At 41.4% G+C, this 24,750-nt stretch carries 22 protein-coding genes; 19 read left to right on the forward strand and 3 right to left on the reverse strand.

All coding sequences use genetic code 11. The features are described 5' to 3' along the window. The first annotated feature begins 8 nt into the window (after positions 1-8). From bshA to CSV77_RS01945, 12 genes are all read left to right on the forward strand, one after another. Positions 9-1,148 (forward strand): N-acetyl-alpha-D-glucosaminyl L-malate synthase BshA, encoded by a 1,140-nt coding sequence (gene bshA, locus CSV77_RS01890; protein WP_099672067.1) that lies wholly within the window; start codon positions 9-11, stop codon positions 1,146-1,148. Next, positions 1,145-2,314: a CCA tRNA nucleotidyltransferase gene (locus CSV77_RS01895; protein WP_099672068.1), complete on the forward strand. Its 1,170-nt coding sequence runs from the start codon at positions 1,145-1,147 to the stop codon at positions 2,312-2,314. Before bshA ends, CSV77_RS01895 begins: the two co-directional genes overlap by 4 nt. Further along, the gene (locus tag CSV77_RS01900) at positions 2,292-3,275 is read left to right on the forward strand and encodes a biotin--[acetyl-CoA-carboxylase] ligase (RefSeq protein ID WP_099672069.1); all 984 of its coding nucleotides are present in this window, start codon (positions 2,292-2,294) and stop codon (positions 3,273-3,275) included. The genes CSV77_RS01895 and CSV77_RS01900 overlap by 23 nt, the downstream gene beginning before the upstream one ends. Positions 3,276-3,521: 246 nt before the next feature. Continuing rightward, on the forward strand, positions 3,522-4,361 hold the full coding sequence (gene panB, locus CSV77_RS01905) for a 3-methyl-2-oxobutanoate hydroxymethyltransferase (RefSeq protein ID WP_099672070.1): 840 nt from the start codon (positions 3,522-3,524) through the stop codon (positions 4,359-4,361). Further along, a complete protein-coding gene (gene panC / locus CSV77_RS01910) occupies positions 4,358-5,239 on the forward strand; it encodes a pantoate--beta-alanine ligase (RefSeq protein ID WP_369802716.1) in 882 nt (293 codons plus the stop codon). Before panB ends, panC begins: the two co-directional genes overlap by 4 nt. Beyond that, positions 5,232-5,615 carry an aspartate 1-decarboxylase gene (panD, locus tag CSV77_RS01915; RefSeq protein ID WP_083035608.1) on the forward strand — a complete coding sequence of 128 codons (384 nt, stop codon included), beginning with the start codon at positions 5,232-5,234 and terminating at the stop codon, positions 5,613-5,615. The genes panC and panD overlap by 8 nt, the downstream gene beginning before the upstream one ends. A gap of 617 nt (positions 5,616-6,232) precedes the next feature. After that, complete coding sequence (gene dinG / locus CSV77_RS01920) at positions 6,233-9,004, forward strand: ATP-dependent DNA helicase DinG (RefSeq protein WP_099672071.1); 2,772 nt, start codon at positions 6,233-6,235, stop codon at positions 9,002-9,004. A 72-nt stretch (positions 9,005-9,076) separates the two neighbouring features. Continuing rightward, positions 9,077-9,556: a cell wall elongation regulator TseB-like domain-containing protein gene (locus tag CSV77_RS01925; protein WP_099672072.1), complete on the forward strand. Its 480-nt coding sequence runs from the start codon at positions 9,077-9,079 to the stop codon at positions 9,554-9,556. A 37-nt stretch (positions 9,557-9,593) separates the two neighbouring features. Beyond that, positions 9,594-10,787, forward strand: coding sequence for a pyridoxal phosphate-dependent aminotransferase (locus CSV77_RS01930; RefSeq protein ID WP_099672073.1), 1,194 nt, complete (start codon positions 9,594-9,596; stop codon positions 10,785-10,787). A 44-nt stretch (positions 10,788-10,831) separates the two neighbouring features. Continuing rightward, entirely contained in the window at positions 10,832-11,539 is a 708-nt protein-coding gene (locus CSV77_RS01935; RefSeq protein WP_099672074.1) for a DnaD domain-containing protein, read from the forward strand. 9 nt (positions 11,540-11,548) lie between these two features. Then, on the forward strand, positions 11,549-12,196 hold the full coding sequence (gene nth / locus CSV77_RS01940) for an endonuclease III (protein ID WP_099672075.1): 648 nt from the start codon (positions 11,549-11,551) through the stop codon (positions 12,194-12,196). After that, entirely contained in the window at positions 12,193-12,528 is a 336-nt protein-coding gene (locus CSV77_RS01945; protein WP_099672076.1) for a YpoC family protein, read from the forward strand. The genes nth and CSV77_RS01945 overlap by 4 nt, the downstream gene beginning before the upstream one ends. A gap of 45 nt (positions 12,529-12,573) precedes the next feature. Here CSV77_RS01945 and CSV77_RS01950 read toward each other — a convergent pair whose 3' ends face one another. Further along, positions 12,574-15,303: a transglycosylase domain-containing protein gene (locus CSV77_RS01950; RefSeq protein WP_099672077.1), complete on the reverse strand. Its 2,730-nt coding sequence runs from the start codon at positions 15,301-15,303 to the stop codon at positions 12,574-12,576. A 24-nt stretch (positions 15,304-15,327) separates the two neighbouring features. Beyond that, positions 15,328-15,939, reverse strand: coding sequence for a Holliday junction resolvase RecU (gene recU, locus CSV77_RS01955; protein ID WP_099631589.1), 612 nt, complete (start codon positions 15,937-15,939; stop codon positions 15,328-15,330). A 198-nt stretch (positions 15,940-16,137) separates the two neighbouring features. Here recU and CSV77_RS01960 point away from each other — a divergent pair, with 198 nt between their 5' ends. The 5 genes from CSV77_RS01960 (at position 16,138) to CSV77_RS01980 (ending at position 22,229) form a co-directional block, all read left to right on the forward strand. After that, complete coding sequence (locus tag CSV77_RS01960; protein WP_099672078.1) at positions 16,138-16,515, forward strand: YppE family protein; 378 nt, start codon at positions 16,138-16,140, stop codon at positions 16,513-16,515. After that, entirely contained in the window at positions 16,508-18,772 is a 2,265-nt protein-coding gene (locus CSV77_RS01965; protein WP_099672079.1) for a DEAD/DEAH box helicase, read from the forward strand. The genes CSV77_RS01960 and CSV77_RS01965 overlap by 8 nt, the downstream gene beginning before the upstream one ends. A gap of 175 nt (positions 18,773-18,947) precedes the next feature. After that, on the forward strand, positions 18,948-21,143 hold the full coding sequence (locus CSV77_RS01970) for a 5'-nucleotidase C-terminal domain-containing protein (protein WP_099672080.1): 2,196 nt from the start codon (positions 18,948-18,950) through the stop codon (positions 21,141-21,143). Between the two features lie 144 nt (positions 21,144-21,287). Then, positions 21,288-21,641: a hypothetical protein gene (locus CSV77_RS01975; protein WP_099672081.1), complete on the forward strand. Its 354-nt coding sequence runs from the start codon at positions 21,288-21,290 to the stop codon at positions 21,639-21,641. Positions 21,642-21,860: 219 nt separating this feature from the next. Continuing rightward, positions 21,861-22,229 carry a DUF488 domain-containing protein gene (locus tag CSV77_RS01980; protein WP_099672082.1) on the forward strand — a complete coding sequence of 123 codons (369 nt, stop codon included), beginning with the start codon at positions 21,861-21,863 and terminating at the stop codon, positions 22,227-22,229. A gap of 114 nt (positions 22,230-22,343) precedes the next feature. Here CSV77_RS01980 and CSV77_RS01985 read toward each other — a convergent pair whose 3' ends face one another. Continuing rightward, the gene (locus CSV77_RS01985; protein ID WP_099672083.1) at positions 22,344-22,790 is read right to left on the reverse strand and encodes a DUF4385 domain-containing protein; all 447 of its coding nucleotides are present in this window, start codon (positions 22,788-22,790) and stop codon (positions 22,344-22,346) included. A 128-nt stretch (positions 22,791-22,918) separates the two neighbouring features. Between CSV77_RS01985 and CSV77_RS01990 the strand changes: the two genes are divergently transcribed. Next, positions 22,919-23,140, forward strand: coding sequence for a transcriptional regulator (locus tag CSV77_RS01990; RefSeq protein ID WP_099672084.1), 222 nt, complete (start codon positions 22,919-22,921; stop codon positions 23,138-23,140). A gap of 283 nt (positions 23,141-23,423) precedes the next feature. Next, positions 23,424-24,698 carry a ribonuclease H-like domain-containing protein gene (locus CSV77_RS01995; protein ID WP_099672085.1) on the forward strand — a complete coding sequence of 425 codons (1,275 nt, stop codon included), beginning with the start codon at positions 23,424-23,426 and terminating at the stop codon, positions 24,696-24,698. The last annotated feature ends 52 nt before the right edge of the window (positions 24,699-24,750 follow it).

Below are 24,750 nucleotides of genomic sequence, written 5' to 3' on the forward strand. Positions count from 1 at the left end.
GTTAACGTATGCAACGAAGAAAATTAAAAGTAGGTGTCATTTGTTATCCATCGCTCGGTGGTTCAGGTGTAGTGGCGACGGAGTTAGGACTCAAAATGGCTGCTAAAGGGCATGAGATGCATTATATTACATCGAGCAGACCGTTTCGATTTTTAGATATCCATCCGAATATCCATTTTCATGAAGTGACGATTGAAGAGTATGCAGTTTTTAAGTATCCTCCGTACGACATTGCCCTTGCCAATCGCATCGCGCAAGTCATAGAATCGGAACAGCTGGATTTGCTTCATGTTCACTACGCTGTACCACACGCGATTTCTGCTATTTTGGCGAAAGATATGGCGCAATCATCTATTGGCATCATTACGACCCTACATGGCACCGATGTGACGATTCTCGGTCACGACCCTGCGTTAAAAAACACATTGTCGTATGGTATTAATAAGTCCGACCGTGTGACCGCTGTATCTCGTTCATTGCGCAATGAAACGATCGAGTTGCTGCAGCCAACGACAGAAATACAAACGATTTATAATTTCATTGATGAAGAAAAGTATTATCCACGCGAAGTGGAACATCTTCGGGAAGAACTTGGTATTGAGTCCGATGAAAAAGTTCTCATCCACATATCTAATTTTCGAAAAGTGAAGCGCATTCCCGATATTATTGAAAGCTTCCGTTTAATTGATAAGCAACATAAAGCGAAATTGCTGTTAGTGGGTGAAGGTCCGGAGAAATTTTATTTGGAAGAATTCGTTAAGACCCATGAATTGCAAGACGATATTTTCTTCTTAGGTAAGCGTAACGATCTGCCCGAATTATTGTCTATTAGTGATGCGATGTTGTTGCTTTCAGAGAAAGAAGCATTCGGTCTCGTGCTGCTGGAGGCTTTTGCTTGTGGTGTGCCCGCTGTAGCAAATGCGATCGGTGGAATTCCGGAAGTGGTTCAAGAAGGTGTCAACGGATTCTTAGTAGAACTAGGAGATGTACAAGCCGTTGCTGATCGTCTGACACAGTTGCTAGGTGATTCCAATTTGCATCAACAAATGAAAAGTAATGCTATGCGTACAGTGCAGGAAGAATTCAGTTCCGAATCAATTGTAGCGCAATATGAGGAATTATATTATGAAGTGGCGGCGATGAAATGACCATTTCTTTCGGTTCAGTAGCAAGTCGGCAAGTAATTAGAGAATTGCATGCGGCAGGTTATGAAGCCGTCTTTGTCGGCGGTGCGGTTCGTGATGCGGAGCTTGGAAAAAAACCACTAGATATTGACATTACAACTTCTGCTACGCCGTCTCAAGTCAAAGAAGTGTTTAGACATACAATTGATGTGGGCATTGAACACGGTACGATTCTTGTGCTGATGCATGGAGAACCTATTGAAGTGACGACATACCGCTCAGAAACTACAACTAGCGATCCCGTCTATGTAACATCATTGCGAGAAGACTTACAACACCGTGATTTTACAATCAATGCGCTCGCTATGACAGTAGACGGAGAACTCATCGATTTCTTTGATGGACTCAAAGATATGAAGCGAAAAATCATCCGTGCTGTTGGAAAGCCTGAAGAACGTTTTCAAGAAGATCCATTGCGGATTTTCCGTGCCTTGCGTTTTTCCTCCGTCTTGGATTTTGATATAGAAGAGCAAACTTTGCAGGCGATGAGAACACTGGCTCCTTCATTGCATGGTGTTGCGATTGAACGGATCAAAACAGAAATGGATAAACTGTTTCAAGGTCAGAACCCTTCACGAGCTTTTCATTACGGGTGTGAAATTGGATTGCCGGAACTTTTTCCCGAGTTATTTGTAGCGTTTAAATCGCTGGATTGCTATACACCATTTCTTGACGCGCGTCATGGCTTTGCTGCGGTGCTCGCCATAACGGATATGAACGCAACAGACCTGGCTCGGCTCTTCAAATTATCCAATAAGGAAAAACACTTCTTGAAACAAGTTGAAGAGGCCTATGCGATACGCACACAACGATCATTTGATCCATGGGATTTCTATAGCTTTTCAACCGACATACTAGAAGTAGTAGGCAAGGTCTTTAATGTAAATCATGATGGTTTTATTGTAAGCAAACAGCAAATTGAACAGTATAAAAAACAACTACCGATTCTGCAACGCACGAACCTATCATTCACTGGGAAAGATTTAGTAAAATGGTCTGGAAAAAGTGGTGGGAAATGGACAAGTGATTGGATTACGAAAATTGAACGAGCAGTTGTCTACGGACAAATTGAAAATGACGTACAGACGATAAAGGAATGGTTTATAAATGAAATCTCCCGTGAAAAGTGAATTATTGAAACGATTATTTGCTGCACAAGGTGAGCCTATATCAGGTCAAGATATTGCCGATGAGTTCGGTCTTTCGCGCACAGCAATCTGGAAATATATTAAAGAACTTGAGGAAGAGGGCTATGAGATCGGGTCACAACGTAAAAAAGGCTATTATTTAATCGAAGCACCCGATTTGGTTAACCAAGGGAATATCAATGAATATTTAACGACAGAACGCTACGGTCGAAACATTAAATATTTCACAACAGTGCCCACTACACAGACAATCGCACATGAAGATGCGCAAAATGGAGCAGAAGATGGCACATTAATTATTTCGGAAGAGCAGACGGCGGGTAAAGGGCGTTTGGCGAGACCTTGGACATCAAAAGCCAATCGGGGTATTTGGATGAGTTTGATCATTCGTCCTGATTTGCCACCTCAACAAGCGCCGCAACTGACACTCGTTGCAGCGGTGGCCATCGTTCGTGCAATTGAAGAAGTGACGGATATTCAACCCGTTATTAAGTGGCCAAATGATATATTAATCAATGGTAAAAAAGTCACAGGTATCCTGACAGAGCTTCAGACTGATCCTGACCGTGTCAAAGCCATTATTTTAGGGATGGGAATCAACGCCAATCAGCAGCTATCTGATTTTCCGGAAGAACTGCAAATGATTGCGACTTCATTACGCATTGAAAAAGGGGAAATGATTGATCGCGCACAATTAGTGGCAACCATTCTAAAGTACCTGGAGCAATATACAGACCTATATGTAGAAAAAGGATTCGCACCGATTAAAATTTTATGGGAGAGCTATGCTGCGATAACGGGTAAGAAAATCAAAGCAAGTATGGTCCATGAAACGGTTGAAGGTATTGCACTTGGTATTTCCCATGATGGTATGCTAGAACTTCGATTGGCAGACGGTACTGTGCGTGGAATTTATTCTGCAGACATCGAAGTTAAGAATTAAAACTATACAGAATCTTACTGTTTTGATATAGTGTACGCATAGGGCGGTATCGATTTTGGAGCTGCACCTGTTTGGCAAATGAATTATATAAGAGATCTGCCTTGATCTATTTAGACAGGGACGGAGGAAGCATGATCAAACGCTTACGCAACCCTTCTGTCCATATTTGGATCAGTAGGGTTTTAATTTCGGCTTTTTTGCCTACCAAACGCCTGCTGAAATCAGACGTAAAGGAGAAGATTAACAGTGAAATCCACAACAGATTTTTCGAAAATGAAAGCAAATGGTGAAAAAATCAGTATGTTGACAGCATACGATTATCCGACAGCACAAATTGCAGAACAAGCAGAGATTGATGTACTACTTGTCGGAGATTCTCTTGGCATGGTTGTGCTCGGCTATGATTCGACAGCACATGTAACGCTTGATGAAATGAGTCATCATGGTAAAGCAGTTCGACGGGGTGCGAAAGATACATTCGTAATTGTAGATATGCCATTTGGTACGTATCATGGTTCCGCTGACATGACATTACAAAATGCTTTACGTTTATTCCAGGAAACGTCTGCGAATGCTTTGAAAGTGGAAGGCGGTGGTGCGGTCATCGAAAAAATCCAATTGTTGACGACAGCTGGCATACCAGTATGTGCGCACTTAGGATTGTTACCGCAGTCTGCCGGAGTCAGTGGTGGATACAAAGTACAAGGGAAAACGGCAGCTGCAGCTAAACAGTTAATTGAAGATGCCAAAGCGTGTGAAGCAGCGGGTGCGTTTATGATTGTAGTGGAATGTATTCCTTTCCAATTAGCGAAAGAAGTTGCGCAAGCAGTTTCTGTTCCTGTTATTGGAATAGGTGCGGGTGCTGAAGCAGATGGGCAAGTACTCGTATTCCATGACATGGTGCGCTACGGTAATCATAAACTACCGAAATTCGTCGAAAGTTACGCAGAAGTCGGTAAAGATATCGAAGGTGCCATGAGGTTATATAATTTGGCAGTGAAGAACGGAACATTCCCTTCTGAAAGCCATCGCTTTACGATGAGGGAAGAAGAACTTGAAGCATTATACGGAGGCAAAACACTATGAGTACTAGTGCCACCATGCAAATTGTTCGGTCGATTGCGGAATTGCAAAATATCCTAAATCCAAGAAAACGTGAAGGACGCACAGTAGGTTTCGTACCGACCATGGGCTTTCTTCATGAAGGTCATTTGGAGTTGGTAAATGAAGCCAAAAGAGACCATGATATTGTCGTCATGAGTATTTTCGTTAATCCAGCGCAGTTTGGGCCAGGAGAGGATTACGAGGCATATCCACGCGATGAGCAACATGATGCAGAACTCGCTTCAACAGCAGGAGTCGACTATTTATTTATTCCTTCTGTAGAGGATATGTATCCGCGCAAGAGCGGCATCAGAATTTTGCCCGGAGAACAAGCATCACGTCTTTGTGGAGCTTCAAGACCAGGTCATTTCGACGGAGTGTTGAAAGTGCTCTTAAAATTATTCAGCATCGTCGATCCAGATGAATCGTATTTTGGAATGAAAGATGCGCAGCAATTAGCAATTATTGAAACGTTTGTTCGTGATTTCAATCTTCGCACATCGATCTCACGTGTACCTACTGTTCGTGAAGAAGACGGACTGGCGAAAAGTTCGCGTAATGTTCGTTTGCTTGAACATGAACGAAATGAAGCGAGTGCAATCTACCGTGCGCTATGCCAAGGGAAACGTAGCTATTACGAAGGTGTTCCACTGCAAGAAGTAGCGAAGATCGTTCGCAAAGTGATTGAAGAAGAAACATCTGGCACGATTGATTACGTCGAAGTGCTTGCGTATCCTTCGTTGGAAGAGAACCTTACTGATACCGAGGAAGTCATCTTGGCCGCTGCGGTACAATTTACTTCCGCGAGACTGATAGATAATATTATTATGTCAACTATAAAGGATGAGAAAAATGTTTAGAATGATGATGAATGGAAAATTACATCGCGCGACTGTTACGGAAGCCAATTTAAATTACGTAGGGAGCATTACGATCGATGGTGCGCTTTTAGAGGCTGCGGGTATGTTACCGAATGAGAAAGTGCAGATCGTCAACAATAATAACGGTGCGCGCTTTGAGACGTATATTATCGAAGGAGAGCCAGGCAGTGGAGTCATTTGTGTCAATGGAGCTGCAGCTCGTCTTGTACAGCCGGGCGACATCGTGATCATTCTATCCTATGCGTATGTTTCGGACGAAGAGGCGCGTACTCATCAGCCGACTGTGTTGATTATGGATGAACAGAATCGTGTGAAGGAAGTCATCACGGAAAAACCGGGTGTCGCTATATTCTAAAAAGTATTGAACCCCCCATTTGAGAAGTAATTGAATGGGGGGTTCATTTGTAAAATATGTGAGTGGGAAGAGATAGCAATGGCGATCTGCGTTCCAGGCGGACGCTTTCCGGGGGAGCAATCTTGAGCCGCTTCCCTCACTTCGTTCAGTCCAGGGTCTCAAGATCACTCTTATTCCCCAGGAGTCGCCGCCTTCCACTCCGATCAACTAGTGTCGTTTTCTAATTATAGAAAGTGCGATTACAAACAGAAACATAATAACTAATTCGAAATTGTACTATCATAAGATAAGGTTATTAAACTGAATACTCTAATGACGAAAGTTCAGACCCTAATTGATTGAAAGGACTAACGTAAATTCGAGACCCTAGACAGGGGCCTTATTTTCTGATAAGTACACAGTATTACGGCAAAGCGAGGCCTTCGCTGTTCACTTTGCTCCAGCTGAGCCCACAGGAAAGCGTCTCCAGGTGGAGCTTCAATCACGAACCACTATCAGAATCACTTTATCGTTTATTGGTTCAAATGGTTTTCTATTGGCCTGAATGCAAGACGTGAGTCGTCATGGTAAATGTGATACAATTTGCATTAGAAACCAAATAGGAAGTTGATGATGGTATGTCTACAAGCAAATATGCAGTTGTCGATTTGGAAACGACCGGTCATTCGCCTTTAAATGGTGATAGGATCATTCAAATTGCGATTGTGTTTATTGAGAACAATAAAATAATAGATACATATATGCGTTACGTACATCCAAAGCGCCCGATTCCATCTTTCATTCACCAACTGACATCCATTGGCGATGAAGAGGTAAAAGACGCTGCCCCTTTTGAAAAGATTGCTCAAGAAGTGGCTGATTTACTTACAGGATGTATTTTTGTCGCACATAACACGGACTTTGATGTATCATTTCTACAAAAAGAATTGGTTCGCTGTGGCATGTCAAAATGGCATGGCAAGACGATCGATACTGTGGAACTAGCGAAGATTATGTATCCCACTTTACCTGGCTATCGTTTGCAGGATATTGCCGAATCATTAAATATTTCATTAAAGCAAGCACATCGGGCAGATGATGATGCAGAAGCGACAGCGTTGTTTTTGTTGAAGGCCATTGAGAAAATTAACACTTTGCCTAAAGAGACGCTGAATCGTATGCATGAGCGTTCATTTGCAATGAAATCGGATGTATCGACATTGTTTTATGAAGCGCTTAAGCAGGCACGTGGAAAGGAAACGTCGAGCGACTATGCACTATTTCGTGGTATTCCCTATTTGAAATCAACACCAACCCCTGCATCGTGGCCACAGCCAATAGAATTTCCTATCGACAATATGGCGAAAGAGCGGGTCATGCAGAAAATTCATCCATCTTATCATGTGAGGGAAAGTCAGGCACATTTGATGGATTTAACATGGCAAGCCTTTGTCGAAAAGAAGCAAATCGCAGTGGAGATTCCAACGGGTGTTGGTAAGACGATTGGCTACTTAGTGCCTGCTTTGATTCGCGCATATGAAATGAAACAGCCTGTTGTTATTAGTACGTATACGAATCACTTGGTCGACACGCTAGCTGAAGAAGTACAGAAGCTTGAAAAAGCTTTGCAAATGACGATTCCAACGACTGTGGTTAAAGGCATGGCGAATTATATTTCTATGGGGAAATTTGAAGAACTTTTACATTTTAACGATGAGGTTTACGATGATTCCATCACGATCATGCAATTATTAGTCTGGTTAACGGAAACCACAACTGGTGATTTGGATGAAGTCAATGTATCAGGTGGCGGTCAGCTGTTTATCGACCGTATTCGTAAGCGTTCCATGCGAGTAAAGAAAGATGAACGGGTGGCAGATTTTTATGCACATACAGTAAAAAACTGTCAGCAGTCGATGGTAATATTAACAAATCATTCAATGTTGGTGAACGATCAGCAACGTTATGATCCTTTGTTCCATTCCATCAGCGGATTGGTGATTGATGAAGCCCATCAAATGAACCAAGCAGCAATACGAACGCATCAACAAGTGTTTTCATATACGAAATGGAAGTATGTAATGAGTCAGTTGAATGGTTTAAGTAGCTGCCAGCTATTGTTTGATATTCAGGATATCTTAAGGCGATTTCATTTCAATCATAAAATGTCGACTGAACGGCTTCAATATTCATTCAATGAATTCATGTTCGCATTCGATGAATCGATGCTTGTACTAGTGAACTCCAATTCAACTAACGACAATAAGTCGACAACGAGAACAGTGAAACCATTATCCAAACGTGTGCGGACAAATGAAATATTCGACAAAGTTTTGCGTAAGATGAATGAGTATATTAGTGTGACCGAGAACTATGCAATGCCAATCCAAAATCTGTCGAATGAATTGACGTTACATGAGCAAGCAGCGCTAAGTGAATGGTATTATTGGATCAATGAAATGAAAATCAAAGCTGGCGAATGGATTGAATTGTTTTTGGAAAAGTCAAACACAAGCACAACCATTTGGATGGAAAAAGACAGTCGAAGTTTACCTGGCAGTTTGCAAATTAAGAAAAGTCCCGTAAATGGCTCAGAAGTGATCCGTGACTTTATAGGTACGTTTGAAGGGGAGGCAGGCATCGTCTGGACGTCCGGAACATTAACAGCGGGACAACAGGACCGTTTTGTGCTGGACCAAGCAGGATTGCCTTCTAGCGTGCCGCTATACACATTTGATGCCCCAGCGAACTTCTATGAAGGAGCGCATACATTGATTGTGGAAGATATGCCGGATATTCAGCAAGTTTCAAATGAAGAGTACATCGAAGCAGTAACAGATGCATTGATCCAAACAGCGGTTGCGATTGAGGGACGCGTCTTTGCATTGTTCTTGTCTCATGATATGTTGAAGAAGACACATCAAGCAGTGATGGACAGCGAGTCATTACAAGAAGAGTACATGCTAATCGCACAAGGAGTCAGCTCCGGAAGCCGTCATAAATTACTGAAGACGTTTAAACAGCAAAAGAAAGCAGTGTTATTCGGCACGACAAGCTTCTGGGAAGGTGTAGATGTGCCAGGTGAGCAATTATCTGCAGTGGTCATCGTTCGTTTACCGTTTACTTCACCCGAAGAGCCACTATTTAAAGCGCGGTCAGAAGCTTTAGTAGCGGACCATAAAAATGCATTCACCCATCTTGGTTTACCTGAGGCCATACTGCGTTTCAGACAGGGGTTCGGCAGATTGATCCGTTCAACCGATGAACAGGGATTCTTCATCATATTGGATCGACGCATTGACACTAAGTCCTACGGCAAGTCCTTTTTACAAGCTTTACCTAAGTCATTTGCGAAAAAAGTATCTTTGGAAGGTCTAGTTAACGAGATCGAAAATTGTTATAATGATTGATGTACAAATAGAAAGCAGGTTGGAAAATGAATCGAAAAAAAACTGCGGTTCATTCAATAGGAAGTGACACTCATGCTCAACTGGATTAAGTTTCTATTCCTATTTTTACTCGCGCTCGGGTTCACGATTACTATTATCGTTTTCTATCAAGCAGAGAAACCGTTTGCTATATCGGAAAACAAAGTAAAAGAAGCCATATTGGCAAATAACGTTCTTGAAAAAGTAGATAAGATGGATCACTATCATGGTAAAACGTCATGGATTACCGTCTATGGTACGGATAAAAACCATCATGAAAAAATCATCTTCGTGGAAGAAGAGACGACAAAGATTTTGAAAGCTGTATCAATTAAAGATGGTATTACAAAGCGAATAGCCACGGACATCATAAAAAAAGAGGAGAACGTCAAAAAAGTCCTCAACGCCTCATTGGGCTTAGAAAATGATACCCCGTTTTGGGAAGTTAGTTATCTGGATGATGAGGATTTCTTAAACTATGCGTATCTGAATTTTGCAGATGGAAAATGGTTAAAGCGAATTTCAAAATTATAGAGAAAAATGGAATTAGGACAAAAGGAGAGCGGTCAATTTGAGAAAGCAATTAGCGTCCAGAGTAAATACTTTATCACCATCTACAACATTAGCGATTACAGCGAAGGCAAAAGAAATGAAGGCATCAGGCATCGATGTGATCGGACTCGGGGCTGGCGAACCGGATTATAATACACCTAAGAACATTTTGGATGCAGCATATCAATCTATGAAGGATGGCAAGACGAAATATACTCCGGCCGGTGGTCTTCCACAATTAAAGGATGCCATAATTGACAAATTGAAAAGAGACCAAGGGTTGACTTATACGCGCAATGAAGTATTAGTCGGTATTGGAGCGAAGCATGTCCTTTATACACTTTTCCAAGTGTTGCTTAATAAAGGCGACGAGGTCATCATTCCTTCGCCATTCTGGGTGAGTTATCCTGAACAAGTGAAGCTTGCAGAAGGCACTCCTGTGTTCGTTGAAGGAACAGCAGCTGAGCAGTTCAAAGTATCAGCCAAGCAAATCCGTGATGCCATCACGGATCAGACAAAAGCGATCATCATTAACTCACCGGGTAATCCAACAGGTATGATTTACTCAAAAGAAGAACTCACAGCGATTGCGGAAGTTTGCCGTGAAAAAGATGTGTGGATCATTTCAGATGAAATTTATGAGAAGCTTGTTTATGATGATAAAGAGCATGTATCGATCGCACAGCTTTCAGAAGACGCGAAAGATCGTACATTCAATATTAATGGTGTATCGAAATCCCATTCAATGACCGGCTGGAGAATTGGATATATCGCAGGGGATGAAGAAGTAGTAAGCGCGATGACGAATCTCGCTAGCCATTCTACATCCAATCCGACGACGACTTCGCAATACGCAGCAATTGAAGCATATAACGGACCGCAAGACACTGTAGAAGTTATGCGAAAAGATTTTGAATCCCGCTTGAATCAAGCGTACCCTAAACTTTCTGCTATTCCAGGTTTCCATGTATTGAAGCCACAAGGTGCATTCTATTTATTGCCGGATGTACAGGAAGCAGTACAGAAGACGGGCTATGCAAACGTAGATGATTTCGCCCATGCATTATTGACGGAAGCTAAAGTAGCAGTCATTCCGGGCACAGGATTCGGTTCTGATACTACGATCCGTCTTTCTTATGCCACGTCAATCGATCTATTGGAAGAAGGAATTGCACGTATCGATAAGTTTGTACGAGATCATTGGAAAGAGTAAAACAGAAGCGACTGACAAGTTGCTGATGAGAGGAAGTTTCAAATATGCAACAAGATGAACGGCTGAAAATTTGGATGGAGCAGGGAAATGTTTCTATTTCCCAGCTCTTTTTTCAACATTATAAACAATTGTTGATTTCGGATAGTGACGCCATGGTGTTATTGCATTTGATTGCATTTCAAGGAGCAGGGAACTATTTCCCAACTCCTACCGATATCGCGAATCGTATGCAACTGCAAGAAAAAGAAGTAACGAATTGTCTGCAACGTATGATGCAAAAAGGATTGTTTTCTATTGAGCAAAGTACGGATGAAAATAAAGTATTGCATGAACAATTTTCATTTTATCCTCTATGGAAACGATTGATAGAAGAAGTCGAAAAACAATCGATGAAAACAGAAGAAGAAGTGGTCAAGCAGGAAGAGGGAGAAATCTTCTCGCTATTCGAACAGGAATTCGGCCGTTTCTTATCCCCTATGGAATTTGAAACAATCGGTATGTGGATTGACAAAGATGGTCATTCAACGGAAATCATTCGTGCGGCATTAAGGGAAGCGGTCCTCGCACAAAAAATGAGTTTACGCTATATCGACCGAATTTTATTTGAATGGAAAAAGAAAAATGTGAAAACGATGCGCGATGTAGAAAAGCAGACTAAAGCATTTCGTCCAACAACAGTAGCCACAACACCGCAAGTGCAAACAGCGATTAAAGATGTGCCTTTTTACAATTGGCTCGAAGAACGGGAGTAGGTGATAACGTTGCTGACAAAAACAGAGTGGCATACATGCCTGCGAACGTTTGAAGAGATGTTTCCTGAAGCGCATTGTGAACTCGTTCATAAGAACGCTTTTGAATTGTTGATTGCGACACTTTTATCTGCACAATGTACGGACGTATTAGTCAATCGAGTGACGGCAGAATTATTTAAAAAATATAAGACACCGGAAGATTATCTTGCCGTACCTATTGAGGTTTTACAGCAAGATATACGTTCGATTGGTTTATTCCGTAATAAATCAAAAAATATTCAAGCGCTTAGCCTTCGGTTGATTGAAGAGTTCGGTGGAGAAGTACCTCCTAACCGAGATATCATGATGACGTTACCAGGTGTAGGTAGGAAAACAGCCAATGTCGTCGTGTCGAATGCGTTCGGTGTGCCGGCATTAGCTGTCGATACACATGTTGAACGTGTAGCGAAGAGGCTAGGTATGAATCGCTGGAAAGATCGTCCGATTGATGTAGAAGAAAAAATCATGCGTTGGACACCGATGGAACTGTGGACACAGACTCATCATCAAGTGATTTTCTTTGGTCGCTATCATTGCAAAGCGCAAAATCCCAACTGTCCAGAATGTCCATTATTGGATTTATGCCGCGAAGGTCGAAAAAGGATGAAAGTCAAATGACATATGAACAATTAAAGAAAAACGTGCAACAAGTACTCGATATATGGCAACAGCAAAAGCCTGAATTAGAAAAGACATATGCTGTAAATGATTCACGTAAATTGGAGTTAATACAGCCGGCAATCGAGCAGCTGGAATGGTTAATTGGGCAAAGTGAACAATTGGAGAATCCACATACAGGTAAAATGCATCACGCACTTGCGCCAAATAATTACGAGGAACGAATCGAGTTCATCAAACTTCAAAAAAGCAGCCATTATGCATTAATTCAATTGACTATGTTATATGATGAGATGAAAAAGAAAGCAGCGCGATTACGCGTTCAACAATAAAAGAAAAGAGCGATTCCACATGCGAAGTGTGGAATCGCTCTTTTTTTAATTGGTAGAGGAGTCGGATGACGTTTCGCCCGCATCGTTAGGTTTTTGTCCTTGCCCTTGTCCTTGTCCTGGATTGCCCTGATTACCTGGGCTCCCTTGGTTTCCTTGTCCTTGGTTGGACTGACCTTGCCCTTGCCCTTGATCCTGATTTTGATCTGTATTTTGGTCTAGGTTGCTCTGATCGTTAGATGAGTTATTGTCACCTTGATTATTCGATCCATCTTGATCCGATTGATTCGGATTTTCATTATTGGAATCATTGTCGTTACCAGTGTCGTTGTCTGATGGATCATCTTCAGTATTGTTTTGATCATCATTATTGTCATCAGGCTCAACGATAGGTTCATCTTCAATTACCGGTTCATCAGCGCCTTTTATTGAAAGGGAAGCTGTAGCTGAACCGCTTGTATAACCGCCCATAGTGGCACTGACATGGAATGTGTAGTTTTTACCGTATTCCACACCAGAGTAAGTGGTTTGTTTATCGGAAGTCGTCGTGATACTTTGTGCTCCACCACCATCAATAGAAACACTGACGTTGAATGTAGGGCTTCCGAGACTGCTGTATTTATTCGGTACTTCATAATTCCATTGTAATTGAATCGTATTGGAATTCGCATCGAATTGTGCAGTTAACCCATCGGGACTTGGAATGGAAATCTTTTCAGGAACCGATGCTTTTTTGGGTAATGTTCCTCTGACAAACAATTCATTACTGATGAGATTACGAGAGATGAATGAACTAGCAAGCATAATAGGGTCGCTGCCTTTGACGATTGCGGCTTCTTCGACTGAGTCCGGTTGAACGAACGTACCCGGGTCTTTTGCGATACTGCTCATGACATCTCTAAATAGATTCTGCGGTACGTAACGTCCGTGATCATAGGTCTTAATCGGCGAGAAATCGCCATAACCGCCCCATGTAGAAATGGTGTACTCCGTTGTAAAGCCTGTGAACCACGTGTCGGGTACATAGTGGCTTTCCATATTATCTTTTTTCATTTTTTCAGCAGAATAATTTGTTGTACCTGTCTTTCCGGCAATATCCATATTTCCGATGTTTGCTCGAGTTCCAGTTGCTCCATATTCGGTTAAGACATCACGCAATACATCCGTAATCATATAAGCAGTAGAATCTTTCATTGCGGTTACGGGGTCAGGTCGTAAATTCTTTTCTGTCTTACCGTCACGCAATATAAGCTTATTTACAGTATGGGGTTTGGTGTAAATCCCGCCATTACCGAAAGCGGCATATGCGCCTGCCATTTGAACTGTAGAGAATTCATCTCCGCCACCAAGTGCATTGGAGGAATCTATACTTTTATACGTAAACCCAAGTTTATTAGCAAAGGCTTCTGCTTTCTTTGGTCCTACTTTTTCAAATGTCTGGACAGCGGGTATGTTTCTCGACCAGTACAATGCCTGCCGCATAGTCAATGTACCAAGGAATTTACCATCAGCGTTACCGATAGCTACGCCTGAACCTTTATAGCTGTAAGGTTCATCCACTACCTTTTGACCTGTAGACCAATCGAGTTCTTCAATTGCTGGACCATACGATAAAATCGGCTTAATACTAGAACCTGGTGCACGTTTGACTTCAGCAAAATTCAAGTTGCGCCCCGAATAATTCCGTCCGCCGCCAATAGCTACAATGGCACTTGTTTTCGTATCCAGCACGGTCATGCCGGCTTGCATTTCATCTGATTCATAATAGCTTGAATTATTGATTGCGGCTTCTACTGTTTCTTGTACTTTTGGATCTAAAGCAGTTTGTACGGTGACACCTTCGGATAAAAGATCGGTAAATCCAGCTGCCTCAATTTCATCCAGTACCGCATCTACATAAGCTGGGTATTTACCGAACACTTCACGATCTTCTTCTGCCAATAGAGTAGAAGTGACTGGTACTTTTTTCGCTTCATTCATTTCAGCTGTCGTAATTTTGCCGTGACGCTCCATAAGTGTTAGGACTATATTTCGGCGCTTTTCCGCACGTTCTGGATGTTTAAATGGATTATAGCCGTTTGGAGATTGTGGCATCCCGGCTAACATAGCCATTTCAGGTAAGTCCAGTTCGCCTACTTTTTTACCGTAGAAGTAATTTGCGCCTGTACCGATACCGTAGCGTGTACCTGACATGAGAACTTTATTGAAGTACATCTCGAAGATTTCTTCTTTTGTATATTCTTTTTCTAGTTTGTGGGCAAGCCAAGCTTCCTGTGCTTTACGCTTCAATGTTTTTTCGTTCTTCAGAAACGAGTTTTTGATGACTTGCTGTGTCAATGTCGAAGCACCTTGTGATCCAAATCCACTACGGAAGTTTGCGACAACGGCTCCTCCAAGACGATAAAAATCGATTCCACCGTGCTTGAAGAAACGAATGTCTTCCGTAGCTAGAATGGCATCTTTCAGTTTTTCAGGGATTTCATCGTACGGTACGAATTCCCGTTTCTCTGCACCGAACTTCATGAACACATCGCCGTCTTTTGTCAAGAAGTTAGAGGTGAGGGGGTCTTTCAACAGTTCTTCATCTAATTCCGGAGCTGTACTTGCATAATAAGCAAATAATGAAGCTCCACCAACTAGTACTAGAAGGAAAAGTGCTGCAATACCTAGGAGGATTTTCTTCCATAATTGATCTGGAAGCTTTTTCTGCGGCCGCTTTGGTTGCTCCGTCACTTGTTTCTGTCTTCTAGCCGTTCTCGAGTTTATATTATCACTCATAATATTTCCTGCCTTTCGCTTTCATTAATCTTTCTTGCGCTTGATCCAATCCGCCACGGCTTGTATGTAATCGAGCCGCGGATGAAAACCGGTGTTGATTTCGATAGATCGTTCCTCTATTTCAGATAATGTAATAGATTTTCTTCCACCATCTTCCATACGTTGCCACAAAGGATAAAATTCCTCGAATGGCAATAAGAAATATCGATCCAACAATGTAAAATTGACAATAAAAAAAGCAAGTCCGGATTGGTCGATTACTTGCTTCATATGCTGCACTTGGTGTAAATGAATGTTTTGCAGTGGCAATGAAGTTTTATTTTTCGTTTCCTTTGCTTCAAAATCCACATACAATCCATTCCAAACACCATTATAGTCAGTTGTCGAAGGAGTACGGAAATACGCTTCTGTTATCACTGCAGCGCTTCTTGCAGGATAGCGGACATTGACGATTTGTATGGGGACCGGCTTTTTATGGATGACGGCTAGACCATGCGCCAGATAGTATTCATTTGTGTCGTTCAGTTCGTCTTCTAATGATTTACCCCGATTACTGAATGAGTAGTCATAGGTTTTCTTTTTCGCAGAAGACACAGAAGGATTGAACTTTTTTCCGTTTGGATAACGTATCGCCAATGTGACCACCTCGTACTCTACATCATATCATACCGACTATTAGACGAGTTACCAAAAAGAAAGTTTCCATCGAATTGAAAGTAGTCGAATTGGTGACAGCTTGGAATGTTTGTTCGTAGAAAGTGGAGCTGTGGCGGAATATCTGATAAAATGAAGGAAAGTATGTTTTATCATGGAATCTAAAGGAGTTTTATATAAATGAGCAAGTTGGAAGACACAAAGTTATTGCTGACTATTTGTGATGAATGCGAACAGCGATTTTATCATATGAGAGAAACGGATCATGAACCGGATTTTTTTGAAGAAGTGAAGCCGTATGCTGATAGTAGCCACCAGGCAATTGCACGGTGGGCCGAAGAGATGAAGGTGTGGATACAGAAGGAGAAGCCACGGTATGTGCATGAAGTGCAAGTGGATTCGTTGAAAGACTCGATGACTCAATTCGTCGTACAGTCTTTCTATAAAGCAACTGGAAAAAAGCGTTTTATTCTTTCTATCCGTGCAGCACGCTATACATTGCAAACTGTTTTGGACGCAATGAACGCGGAGCGAGGAGAGGACCAGATGAATGAATAAACAAAGTATACCCGAAACAATTAAGGAGCTATTCGCTGACTCACGCTTCGGTCCGAATATTGCATACATCGAAACGCTTAAAGAACAAGAGGCTATTCTAGCGGAGTTTCCTCCTATGTTACACTCGTCGATTCGTAAAGCGTTAGCAACGAAGGGAATCACACAGTTATACAGTCACCAGCGACAAGCGTTCGACCAAGTGAGTAAAGGTCACTCGATTACAGCCATAACTCCGACTGCCTCTGGAAAGTCACTATGTTACCATTTGCCGGTACTGCAGTCGATTTTGGATGAACCATCTTCACGGGCACTGTATTTATTCCCAACTAAAGCATTGGCTCAAGATCAGCTAGCAGATTTGCATGAGTTGATTGAAGCAAGTGGCGAGACGATTTTAAGTCATACCTATGACGGAGATACAGCACCTGGTTTGCGAACCAAAGTTAGAAAATCGGGACATATTATTTTGACGAACCCGGACATGCTTCACTCAGCGATATTGCCTCACCATACAAAATGGATTTCATTGTTCGAAAACTTGAAATATATCGTGGTAGATGAACTTCATACGTATAAAGGTGTATTCGGTAGCCACGTGGCGCATGTATTAAGAAGATTACAACGCATTTGCCGATTTTATGGCAGTGATCCGATTTTTATTTGTACGTCCGCAACGATTTCAAATGCCAAGGAATTGGCAGATAATCTGACGAATAAAGATATGGTGCTGATTGATCAAAACGGGGCACCACGCGGCAAAAAACATTTCGTTTTCTATAACCCGCCAATTGTCCACGATGTGTTTGGCATACGCAGAAGTGCAGTGCTTGAAGTCCGTGATCTCGGCGCATTTCTCTATCAAAAACATATTCAGACAATCATTTTTGCGCGAAGTCGAGTACGCGTAGAAATGCTCGTGACCTATATGAAAGAACTAACTAAGAAAAAGTTATTCGATAAAACGGTAATGGGATATCGTGGTGGTTATTTACCTTCAGAACGTAGAACGATCGAAAGTGGTTTGAAAAATGGTGATATTCGTACGGTGGTTAGTACAAACGCCTTGGAACTTGGTATTGATATCGGCCAATTGCAAGCGTGTATTATGACAGGTTACCCGGGAAATATTGCCAGTGCGTTGCAACAAGCGGGTCGTGCGGGGAGACGCCAAGAAGATGCGCTAATTATTTATGTAGCGCAATCGATGCCGCTCGATCAATATATTATTCAACATCCGCAATATTTACTTGGACGGCAACCGGAAGAAATCCATATTCATCCCGACAATATGCTAATACTGATGGATCATTTGAAATGTGCTTCATTCGAACTGCCATTTAGCTCTACCGAGACATATGGTGAATTTGAAGTACAGGAATTACTGGCGTTTTTACAAAGTGAAGGCGTCTTGTTACAAACATCGGATAAATGGCATTGGATGACCGATCGTTTTCCAGCTGGAGAAATCAGTTTGCGTTCCGCATCACAAGAAAACGTCATCATCATTGACCAGTCGTTTCCAAAAGAGACTCGCGTCATTGGAGAGATGGACCGGTTCAGTGCCATGACGTTGTTGCATGAAGAAGCGATTTATTTACATCAAGGAACGCAGTATCAAGTAGAGAAGTTGGATTGGGAAGAAAAGAAAGCTTACGTTACAGTCGTCGATGTCGATTATTTTACCGATGCAAATCTCGCGGTGGAATTAAAAGTCATCAGTGAAGACAAGCGGAGGATGGACGGGGAGCGTATACTAGCGTATGGAGACTTAGCAGTACTCGCCATTCCAACAATCTTTAAGAAGATTAAATTCGATACACATGACAATATTGGTTCAGGTCCGATCTCGTTGCCTGCGGAAGAAATGCATACGTCAGGTACGTGGTTAACGTTTGATGTTCCCGAAGACTGGGAGAAATCCGACTTGACCGACGCGATGACAGCAGCAGCGTATGTGATTCAATCGTTAGTACCGCTATTCATCAAATGTGATCGAAATGATATTCATGTCGTACCACAAGTGAAGGCGATTCACATGGAGCAACCAACCTTCTTTATTTACGACAGTTATCCAGGTGGAATTGGTTTAAGTGAAAACATTTATAGTCGTTGGAAAGAATTGTTGATGCTTGCAGCGGATCATGTGGCAGAGTGTCGTTGTGAATACGGCTGTCCCGTTTGTATTGGAGCGCAAGAGGCTGGACAAAAGAATAATAAACATCGTGCACATAGCCTGCTAGCAGAGCTGGCGAAGTGAGTAGAAAGAGAGTTTAAGCGAATAGCTTTGACTCTTTTTTTATAGACAAAAAATGCAAGGTAAAACCATTTTTTAAACCATAAAAAATATCGACCCTCTATCTAAATAGCAGTGAATTCTGATAATATGGATATGTATAACTGTCAGACTACTAAAACGAGGAGGGTGAAAACAGATGAATAAAAGAAAAGTTCATAGGTTTGGTGCTACATTTGCTGTCGCTAGCGCTATTGTATTGGCGGGGGGATCTGTCAGTGCTGCAGAGCAATGGTATACCGACGTATCAAAGGATCACACGCATTATGAAGCGATTAAAGCATTGACGGACCAACAAATCATTCGTGGCTATTCCGAAAATCAGTTTAAGCCTGGCAATTCCATTGAGCGTCGTCACGCGGCGTTAATTTTGGCAAAGCTCGGGGACTTCGAAGAACCGACTAATGTGGCAGATGTATTAAAAAAGTTTAAGGATATTTCAGAGGACAGTTTCTACGCTAAAGAAATGGCGACTCTAGCGAACGCGAATGTATTTAAAGGGGACTCAAATGGGAATTTCAAACCGACAGCTGCTCTGACACGTCAACAAATGGCAAATGTATTAGTAAATGCATTGGACCTTGAGAAATACGATACAGGTAAGAAAGTGGAAATCAACTTATCGAATGTAGGAGAGTCACACAGAAGAGGTGTACAAATCCTTGCGAATCTTGGTTTAACGGATCAACTGAGTAATTTCAGACCGAATGAGCCCGTCACACGAGGCGCGTACTCTTCATTCATTCACCGTGCAAATCAGCTACAACCAAGCGATTTCACCTTATCATTGATGCATATGAATGACACGCATGCACGAGTTGCGGAAATGCCAAAAGCCATTACCGCTATTAAAGAAGTGAGAAATGAAAAGCCAGATGCTTTGCTTCTACATGGAGGAGATGTTTTCTCAGGAACATTATATTTCTCAGAGTTTGAAGGACAAGCCGATCTAGAACTGATGAATTTAATGGGTCTAGATGCAATGGTATTTGGTAATCATGAATTTGATTTGGGCGACAGTAAGAATGGCCACACGTCACTGGCGAATTTTGTGAAAGGTGCTAATTTCCCTGTAATCGGCGCGAACATAGATTTCTCCAAAGACCCCGACTTGAAAAATCTAGTAAGTAAAACAGAATTCACTAGCACACCGGCACTAGGAGAAATTCATAAAGGCTTGATCAAAGAAGTGAATGGAGAAAAGATTGGAATCTTCGGTTTGACTACAGAAAGTACAGCATTTGTCGCGAGTCCAGGAGCAGTAGAGTTTTTGGATTATAAAGAGTCAGCTGAACAAGCCGTGGCCTACTTTGAGAGCCAAGGCGTCAATAAAATTATTTCGCTAAATCATCTTGGGTTCGATAGTGATCCATCTGTAGGTAATGATTTGCTTATAGCCCAAGCGGTTGAAGGCATCGATATTATCGTTGGCGGGCATTCACACACGAAATTGTCGGAGCCAGTGATTGTTGATAAAAAGGCAAGTGGAGAAAGCAAAGACCCTACAGTCATTGTTCAAGCCGATCAATACTTGACGCATCTTGGAACATTGGACGTAGAATTTGATGATAAAGGGGTCATTACAGGACATGCTGGCAAATTAATCAGCTTAAAAGATAAAACGAATGATGCAGAAGCAGCGACAGCACTTCTTAAGTATTCTGGAAAAGTCGATGAAACGTTTGGTAAAGAAATCGGAGCGACATTAGAAGCGGATCTGCCTAACCCGAGAAGTCGTGAAGGAGAGAATTCGACCGAAAGTGTCCGTGCGAATGAAACAGCGCTCGGTAACTTAATAACGGACGGAATGCTGGAAAAAGCAAAAGAATACGATCCGAAAACGGTCATTGCTCTGCAAAATGGTGGAGGAATCCGCAATCATTTAAATAAGGGACAAGTCACAGTCGGAGCAGTAATTGAAGTACTACCATTTGGTAATACATTATCTCTTGTTACGCTTACGGGTGAAGAAATTAAAAATACGCTTGAGCATAGTGTGAGAAATGCACCTAACGAAGAGGGCGGTTTCTTGCATATGTCAGGAATGAAAATGACATTTGATAGCAGTAAAGAAGCTGGCAATCGTATTCAGACCATACAAGTACAAATGAATGGCGAATTCGTTGATCTAAAGATGGATGAAAAGTACGTTATAACGACAAATGCCTTTACAGCAAGAGGGGGAGACGGCTTTAAAGTGCTTGGTGATGCATACGAAAATGGCCGTGTGACCGATCTAGGTTTGGATGACTGGGTGAACTTGCGAGATCACTTGATCAAGCTTAGAACAGTTAAACCTGAAATTGAAGGTCGAATTATTGATTTGAATAAGTAATCTAGACAAATGTAAAAGAGTTGGAGCTTAAAAGCTTCGACTCTTTTTTGAATAGATGTATCCTTTTTTACAATATGCTTCTATATAGTATTTGAGGAGATGAAAGGATTTCTCCTACAATCGATTTCATTAGGAGGAAATACTATGTATTTATTATTAGATGAACCTTCGTTTAGATTGCAAACCACTTTAGTTATGGAAATTGGGCTTAATGAAGCCTTTTTACTGCAGCATCTACATTATCGTTCGCTCATATCAAAAAATGAACGGGACGGATATAAATGGGTGTACAAAACGTATGAAGACTGGAAGGAAGAAATTCCATTTTGGTCACTCAATAAAATCCGGCGTACTATTTACAGTTTAGAATCACAAGGCTATTTGATCTCCAATTCCTCGTATAATAAAATGAAAATCGACCGAACGAAATGGTATCGTGTCGATTATTCAAAACCGATCTTCCAAACCCAAAATGGGTCGTTCGATGTTTCAAGTTGAAACGAGTATGACACAAATGGAAACGACGGATTTGCTCGAAATGGTCAAATGGAGTGATTCAGACTGGGCAAACCAATAACCAATGTACTTTAAATAACTTAAGAATAAAGATATTGTCGAAATGAATCTCGACGTTGTATTTTTTGTATACTTCTAAAAGCATGTTCATTCATGAAAGTGGGTAGAGGAATTTAGAAAACGGATTAGGAGGAGATCAACATAGTAATTCAAATAAAACGAGTTTATGATGATGCGGAGAAAGCAGATGGATTGCGTGTGCTAGTGGATCGAGTGTGGCCACGTGGGGTGAGCAAGCAAGATGCACAAGTGGATGAATGGTTGAAAGAAGTAGGGCCGAGCACAGAGCTTCGCCAATGGTTTAATCATGACCCCGGTAAGTTTGATGATTTCAAGAAGAAGTATAAAGAAGAATTGAAGAATAATGAAGCACAGCAGGAAGAGTTAGAGAAGCTGAAAAACTGGACGAAAGAACATAAAAAGAATATAACGTTAGTATTTGGAGCGAAGGATGAAAAGAATAATCAAGCTGTAGTATTAAAAGAAATCTTGGATCATCAGCAAGTGTAATAGTTGAATACAAAAAACGCAGTTCAAAATTACGCACACTTGAACTGCGATGATCCATACATCGATTGATCTTTCACTTATTTTTAAGGAAAACTATGCATTCCTGTTATTAGATTACCCATATGCTTTCTGGTGTGCTTTTTTTCGCTTACTATAATCTTCATCTTCCCGAATAACGTCCCATCGTTCTTTGAAAATTTGTGCAGACTTTGCTTTGACTGGATCTATATCGCGTTCTCTTACCGTTCCATCCTCATGATATTTCTGTCCACTTTTATGATTTGCATAACGACGTGCACGTGTATATCCCATTTGAATGAATTTCCGTGCCATATCCATTCCGACGAAGTCATCATGCTTTCGATATTCTTCAAAGAGCTCACAAATTTTATCAGCAGACTCTTTTGCAATTTCAGGTGTTTTAAAGCGCCAATGAGGTAAAATTTCACTTTTATAAGGCTCAACTAATAACACGCCTTGTTCACCACGTCCTACTCTATATAATTCAGGCTGTTTGCGTAAATCTAACGAACTATAATCTAAATCATAATCAAATGGCATATACTCGCGTCCTTTTTTCCCTTACTGTACCCCTGAAAGAATGGTAGAAAACGTGCGAATTATTTATGTAAAACACTTTACAACAGAACGTACATTCCTTATACTAAAACAAAGGGGAGGGAACAGATGTGCGTAATTCATTAGAAAAGGCCTTACGATACGGTGATATGCTCGAAGTGATGTATGAAGCTAAAGATGGTTCCATTAGCAAACGAAAAATACGTGTACTGAATATACACGGTAAAACGTTTACAGCGTACTGTTTTTTGCGTAACTCCAAACGAACTTTCCTGATCGATCATGTACTGGCAGTCGTCCCTGTAAGTGTGAAGGAAAAGGTTTTAATTTGATCGACTTCAATATAGAAGGAACACAAGTGATCTGTCCCATTTTTTTAGGATGCATCGCTTTTTTCTTTATTCGAGATACGATGTAATGGAACGTCAGAAAATCAAATTACATATAAACCTACAAATATCATGTATAATTTAGAGCATTACGATCATTTCTGAGGTGAAGTTATGATAGACCAGTATGTAACTAAAGTGAAATTTACCCGGTACTATAGACAAGGAGTTCAACATATAGTGGATAGCCAACAAATAGAGGAACAGATAGATGAGTTGAAACGTCATGTCATATGAGCAGAAACTGATGGCGATGAAATCACTTTTGAAGAAGACCGCTGTTGTTCAGGAAGTGGAAGAGACATTTAACGCGCCACCAGCACCAAGCTATGAAAAACGCTGGCTGACGACAGGTATGAAGAAAATCGAAAATGAATTCGGTGTCGTCTATACACGTGTTATTCATTATCCACTCGATACGATGCACGGTGATTTTCGTTTGGGAGATGTCAAGCAGAAGTTGATGAAATGGTCTGAAGCTGAATATATGCACCCATTATCTCCAAATGCCGGTAAGCTCCTATTTTTTGATACGGAGACAACTGGTTTAAAAGGCGCTGGAGCTGTCATTTTTTTAATTGGACTACTAGAATTAAAATCTGATGAATTCGTCATGACACAGTACGTGTTGCCGAATCCTGATCACGAAGCGGCATTTCTTTATGCATCAGAATTATGGAGAGAAGGACTTACACTCGTCACATATAACGGCAAAAGCTTTGATTTCCCTCAACTACAAACGCGTTGGTCATTGCATCGGAAATTGTTGCCGCCACTGCCTGTCCCACATCAAATCGATTTGTTACATGGATCACGCCGAATTTGGAAAGGGCAGATGGAGTCATTCAAGTTGACCGAAGTGGAGCGAACCCAGCTAGGCTTTCATCGCAAAGACGATATACCAGGCCATATGGCGCCTATAATTTATCAAGATGCAGTGAAAAACGGTCGTGCAGAAATTTTAATGAAAGTCATGTGGCATAATGAATGGGATATCCTTTCGCTTGTGACACTCTTTAGTCTTTCTACCGATATCGTCATGGAAGAAGATAGTCAGCAAAATGCGCAAATCGCAACGAATATCGCCAAATGGTTCCAAGATCTTGGTTTGAAAGATCAGAGTTTTACAGAACTTAAACGAATTGCGGAAGTGTACGGGACGAGTTATCCTATGACGCATTATCATCTAGGCTTTTTACTGAAGCGTCATAAAGAATTCGATCGAGCGATTCAGTCATTCGAAATCGTCGCAACGCACGGAACTGGCAGAGAACAGGTACTTGCTTATGAGGAACTGGCAAAATTATATGAGCACCAAGTAAAGGATTATTCGCTTGCATATGAGCACATACTAAGTGCGGATAAACTATTGCAGCAATCCAATGAATTTACATCGCGTTTTAGCAATCGGATGAAGAAATCATTAGCAAAACGGGAAATGCGAGTAAAGAGAAAATTATTTCCTGGGCAAGCGCAAGAAGCGACGCATGAAGAACAATAGTCTTTTTCAGTAAGACAAAGAATGACAACATATGCTATAATGACCTTATGGA

The organism is Sporosarcina sp. P16b, assembly GCF_002743065.1.
In the GTDB taxonomy this organism is placed as follows: domain Bacteria; phylum Bacillota; class Bacilli; order Bacillales_A; family Planococcaceae; genus Sporosarcina.

Excerpts from the sequence above, each read along its gene's own strand:
- bshA (WP_099672067.1), top strand. The coding sequence starts at position 9 with ATGCAACGAAGAAAATTAAAAGTAGGTGTCATTTGTTATCCATCGCTC.
- CSV77_RS01895 (WP_099672068.1), top strand. The coding sequence starts at position 1,145 with ATGACCATTTCTTTCGGTTCAGTAGCAAGTCGGCAAGTAATTAGAGAA.
- CSV77_RS01900 (WP_099672069.1), top strand. The coding sequence starts at position 2,292 with ATGAAATCTCCCGTGAAAAGTGAATTATTGAAACGATTATTTGCTGCA.
- panC (WP_369802716.1), top strand. The coding sequence starts at position 4,358 with ATGAGTACTAGTGCCACCATGCAAATTGTTCGGTCGATTGCGGAATTG.
- panD (WP_083035608.1), top strand. The coding sequence starts at position 5,232 with ATGTTTAGAATGATGATGAATGGAAAATTACATCGCGCGACTGTTACG.
- dinG (WP_099672071.1), top strand. The coding sequence starts at position 6,233 with ATGTCTACAAGCAAATATGCAGTTGTCGATTTGGAAACGACCGGTCAT.
- CSV77_RS01925 (WP_099672072.1), top strand. The coding sequence starts at position 9,077 with ATGCTCAACTGGATTAAGTTTCTATTCCTATTTTTACTCGCGCTCGGG.
- CSV77_RS01935 (WP_099672074.1), top strand. The coding sequence starts at position 10,832 with ATGCAACAAGATGAACGGCTGAAAATTTGGATGGAGCAGGGAAATGTT.
- CSV77_RS01945 (WP_099672076.1), top strand. The coding sequence starts at position 12,193 with ATGACATATGAACAATTAAAGAAAAACGTGCAACAAGTACTCGATATA.
- CSV77_RS01950 (WP_099672077.1), bottom strand. The coding sequence starts at position 15,303 with ATGAGTGATAATATAAACTCGAGAACGGCTAGAAGACAGAAACAAGTG.
- CSV77_RS01960 (WP_099672078.1), top strand. The coding sequence starts at position 16,138 with ATGAGCAAGTTGGAAGACACAAAGTTATTGCTGACTATTTGTGATGAA.
- CSV77_RS01965 (WP_099672079.1), top strand. The coding sequence starts at position 16,508 with ATGAATAAACAAAGTATACCCGAAACAATTAAGGAGCTATTCGCTGAC.
- CSV77_RS01970 (WP_099672080.1), top strand. The coding sequence starts at position 18,948 with ATGAATAAAAGAAAAGTTCATAGGTTTGGTGCTACATTTGCTGTCGCT.
- CSV77_RS01975 (WP_099672081.1), top strand. The coding sequence starts at position 21,288 with ATGTATTTATTATTAGATGAACCTTCGTTTAGATTGCAAACCACTTTA.
- CSV77_RS01985 (WP_099672083.1), bottom strand. The coding sequence starts at position 22,790 with ATGCCATTTGATTATGATTTAGATTATAGTTCGTTAGATTTACGCAAA.
- CSV77_RS01995 (WP_099672085.1), top strand. The coding sequence starts at position 23,424 with ATGTCATATGAGCAGAAACTGATGGCGATGAAATCACTTTTGAAGAAG.